4 protein-coding genes are annotated in these 3,542 nt (G+C 66.3%); all 4 read left to right on the plus strand.

Going from position 1 to position 3,542, the window contains the following annotated elements:
- Positions 1 to 69: 69 nt before the first annotated feature.
- The gene (ppk2, locus tag VE326_13465; protein HYJ34214.1) at positions 70 to 945 is read left to right on the plus strand and encodes a polyphosphate kinase 2; all 876 of its coding nucleotides are present in this window, start codon (positions 70 to 72) and stop codon (positions 943 to 945) included.
- Positions 946 to 983: 38 nt separating this feature from the next.
- A complete protein-coding gene (locus tag VE326_13470; GenBank protein ID HYJ34215.1) occupies positions 984 to 2,498 on the plus strand; it encodes a metallophosphoesterase in 1,515 nt (504 codons plus the stop codon).
- Between the two features lie 41 nt (positions 2,499 to 2,539).
- Positions 2,540 to 2,917, plus strand: a complete 378-nt coding sequence (locus tag VE326_13475) for a helix-turn-helix domain-containing protein (protein ID HYJ34216.1) — start codon at positions 2,540 to 2,542, stop codon at positions 2,915 to 2,917.
- Positions 2,918 to 3,072: 155 nt separating this feature from the next.
- Positions 3,073 to 3,542 (plus strand): hypothetical protein (locus VE326_13480; GenBank protein ID HYJ34217.1); only part of this gene is annotated, 470 nt, incomplete at its 3' end.

Genomic DNA, 3,542 nt, shown 5'->3' on the forward strand with positions numbered 1-3,542 from the left:
GCAGGTTCCGGTTGTGGCTCGCCAGCACCGTGAGCTAACATAGCTAACAGCGAACCAGGAGGCTGAACGATGGCAAAGGCAAAGCGAAGCGACAAACCCGACGTGGGCGCATCCCAGGCGCTCACCGTGTTGAAGAAGAGAAGCCAGGATCACCCGGAGAAGACCAAGAAGAAGCTCGACACGAAGGTCTATGAGAAGGAGCTGGCGAAGCTGCAGAGCGAGCTCTTGAAGTTGCAGGAATACGTGCGGGTGAAGGGCCTCCGGGTCGCCGTCCTTTTCGAAGGGCGAGACGCCGCCGGGAAGGGGAGCGTCATCAAGCGCATCATCCAGAACCTGAATCCGCGAACGTGCCGGATCGTGGCGCTGGGCACGCCCACCGACCGCGAGAAGACCCAGTGGTACTTCCAGCGCTACGCCGCCCAGCTGCCGATGGCGGGGGAGATCGTGCTCTTCGACCGGAGCTGGTACAACCGCGCGGGCGTCGAGCGGGTGATGGGATTCTGCACCGAGAAGGAATATCTCGAGTTCCTGCGGTCCTGTCCGGAGTTCGAGGACATGCTCCTCCGCTCCGGGATCGTACTCATCAAGTACTGGTTCTCGGTCAGCGAGGAAGAGCAGGAGGTTCGCTTCCAGAAGCGGATCAGCGATCCGAACAAGCGATGGAAACTGAGCCCCATGGACCTGGAATCGCGGGCGCGCTGGGTCGACTACTCGCGGGCCAAGGACGCCATGATGGCGGCCTGCGACACCAAGTCGTCCCCCTGGTGGGTGGTGCCGGCCGACAACAAGAGGCGCTCTCGTCTCAACTGCATCGCTCATCTCCTGAGCCAGTTTCCGTACAAGGACTATTCGCCCAAGAAGCTCAAGCTGCCGCCGCGTCAAGTCGACCTGACCTACGTGCGCCCTCCGGTATCGCGTCAGAAATACGTGCCGGAGGCCTATTGATACCGCGCTGGGAACCGCGAGCGACGCTGGCGGGACGCTTGGCCCTGGCGTTCATCGCCCTGGCGCTCCTCGCCGGATGCGCGCGGATCGGGCGCCTGCAGAACCTGGGCACGACCATCGCTCCGGTCCGCCCCGACAGCACCTCCGAGGGGCGGGGGAGTGAGAAGGCTCCCGTGGAGGCGCTTCGTCCTCTGTTCGGGGATACGCTGATCGGCTTCGCGCCGGGCACCGCCGATTCCTCGCATCGTTTCCTGGGACGGCTGCGCGACGGCTACACCGCCGACACCCTCAACATCATGCTCTTCGGAGACAACCGGCCGGGCTATCGGACGTCCCGCCTCCAGCCCCAGTTCACGGCGATCCGGCGGATGTTCTCCCTGAATCCGCTCAGGATCGCGCGCGGCCTGGTCACGATACCGATCCTGCTCGTGAAGGGGCTGTATCCGGACCTCGCCCTCATCCGGGATATCCCCGCCGAGATCCGGCACCAGCCGAAGTGGGGCCGCGAGCATCAGGTGCTGGAGGCGATGATCGCGAAGATCGATTCGTTGAAGGCCCAGGGAAAGACGGTCGCGGCGGTCATCAATACCGGAGATCTCGTGAAGGATGGGCGCTATCCGGCGCATTGGGAGCGGTTCCTCCGCATCACCCGCCCCCTCTTCTCGCGTGTTCCCTACTTCCCCGTCGCCGGCAATCACGAGCGGACGGACACGGTGCTGGGGGTGGATAACTGGCGGACCGCCACGGGACTGCCGATCGCCGGCGACCGGCTCTACTACTGCTTCGACACCGCCGACGGCTGGGTTCGCTTCATCGCGCTGGACACCAATCCCATCGTCGACCCTTCCCGGCACTGGACCCGCGAGGTGCAGGTCCGGTACTCCGACGAGGAGTTCTCGTGGCTGGTGGAGCGGGTCAAGGAGCACACCGGCCCCGTGATCGTCATGATGCACCACCCGCCTTTCTCGGCTTCCTATCATCGCATGGAGTGGCAGAACGATCCGGTCCTCCGGGAACGCCGGGAACGGATGGTCCGCGCACTGCACACCAGCGGCATCTCGATCATCGCGAGCGGGCACGATCACGCCTACCAGCGCGCCCTGGTCACGTGGCCCGATGCGGTGCTCATCGCGATCGTCACGGGCGGCGCGGGCGCGCCCCTGCACCAGCTCCCGTCCTCCGCGGCCAGCGGAGTGGTGTATAGCGAGTACAAGGTGGCCGGATCGGTCGTCCGGCCCCACGATGTGCTCACCGACGAGGTGTTCCATTTCATCCATCTCCGACTCTGGTTTGGCGGCGGCGACTTCTACGCCTACGCCGTGGAGAAGGACGGGAGCGTCCAGCTGATCGACAAGGTGCAGATCGACCTCAAGCGGTACGGCACGCCGAAGATCGACCAGCACAAAATGCCCGTTCCTCCGGCGAAGGGCCCCAGGGAGGTCATGGGCACTCCCGGGATGCAGCCGATGGGCGCCATGGCAGCGAACAAGGATTCGACGGCGGCCAGTCAGCGTCTTCTCGCGGCCCCGCCGCCGGGCGCCACCGCCCGGTAACGGGCTTGACGGTGTTCGCAGTGCAAGCTATCATGGCTGACATGAGCACACCGTACCTTGGCGAAGAGATCCGGCGGCTGCGGCTGAAGGCCGACTACACCCTGCGCGGGCTGGCCCTGGACGTCGGCGTGTCCGCGGCGCACATGTCGGATATCGAGCATAACCGCCGCCGCCCCTCCGAGAAACTCCTCCGCAAGATCGCGGACAAGCTGCGGAAGGCCGGCGCCACCTACGACTCGCTGGAGCGGCTCCTGTCGGGGATCGACGTCAAGACCCGCGAATGGGCCGCGTCGACGCCGGGAGCGCGGACGCTCTTGCGCCGCCTCCGCGAGGCGGAGGTGGATCCCGAGGAGATCAACCGCGCTCTGGAGAAGCTTCTCGGGCGAAAGCTGCGGACCAAGGGCTCGCGAGCCGGCTGAGGTTTGCGGGAGGCGCTCCCAACACGGCATCTCGAGTCACCAGGCGCCCCTCGCATCCGAAACCTCTCCGCACGCTCTCCTCTCTGGACAAAGAGCACCCCCCTTACGTTAGCCTCGACGCGATTTCCGGAAGGCGCAAGGGAAGGGGGCTCACGATGGACGTCCTGAGCTGGCTGCTCGATTCCGATCCCTCGATCCGCTGGCAGGTGATGCGTGATCTCACCGACCGTCCGGCCGACGTCGTCGCCGCCGAGCGCGCGCGCGTCGCCACGGAAGGATGGGGCGCGCGTCTGCTCGCCCTCCAGGCCGCCGACGGCCGTTGGGGCAGCGCGGCGTGGAGCCGTGGGTGGGATTCCACGATGCACGTGCTGACGCTGCTGCGCGAGATGGGTCTCGATCCCCGAAGCGCCGAAGCGCGGCGCGCGGTGGGCCTCGTGCGCGATCGCGTGACGTGGCAGGGATGCGGCCCGCCGGAGTGCCACTACCATCCCTTCTTCGCCGGCGAGGTGGAGCCCTGCATCAACGGACAGGTGGCGGCGAGCGGAGCCTACTTCGGCCAGGACGTGCGCGGCCTCATCGGCAGGCTGCTCGGCGAGCAGCTGCCCGACGGCGGCTGGAACTGCGA

It is taken from the genome of Candidatus Binatia bacterium, from assembly GCA_035631035.1.
Taxonomy (GTDB): domain Bacteria; phylum Eisenbacteria; class RBG-16-71-46; order SZUA-252; family SZUA-252; genus DASQJL01.

What these genes read in the sequence shown, in the direction of transcription:
- VE326_13475 (HYJ34216.1), top strand. Translation starts at nt 2,540, where the DNA reads ATGAGCACACCGTACCTTGGCGAAGAGATCCGGCGGCTGCGGCTGAAG.
- ppk2 (HYJ34214.1), top strand. Translation starts at nt 70, where the DNA reads ATGGCAAAGGCAAAGCGAAGCGACAAACCCGACGTGGGCGCATCCCAG.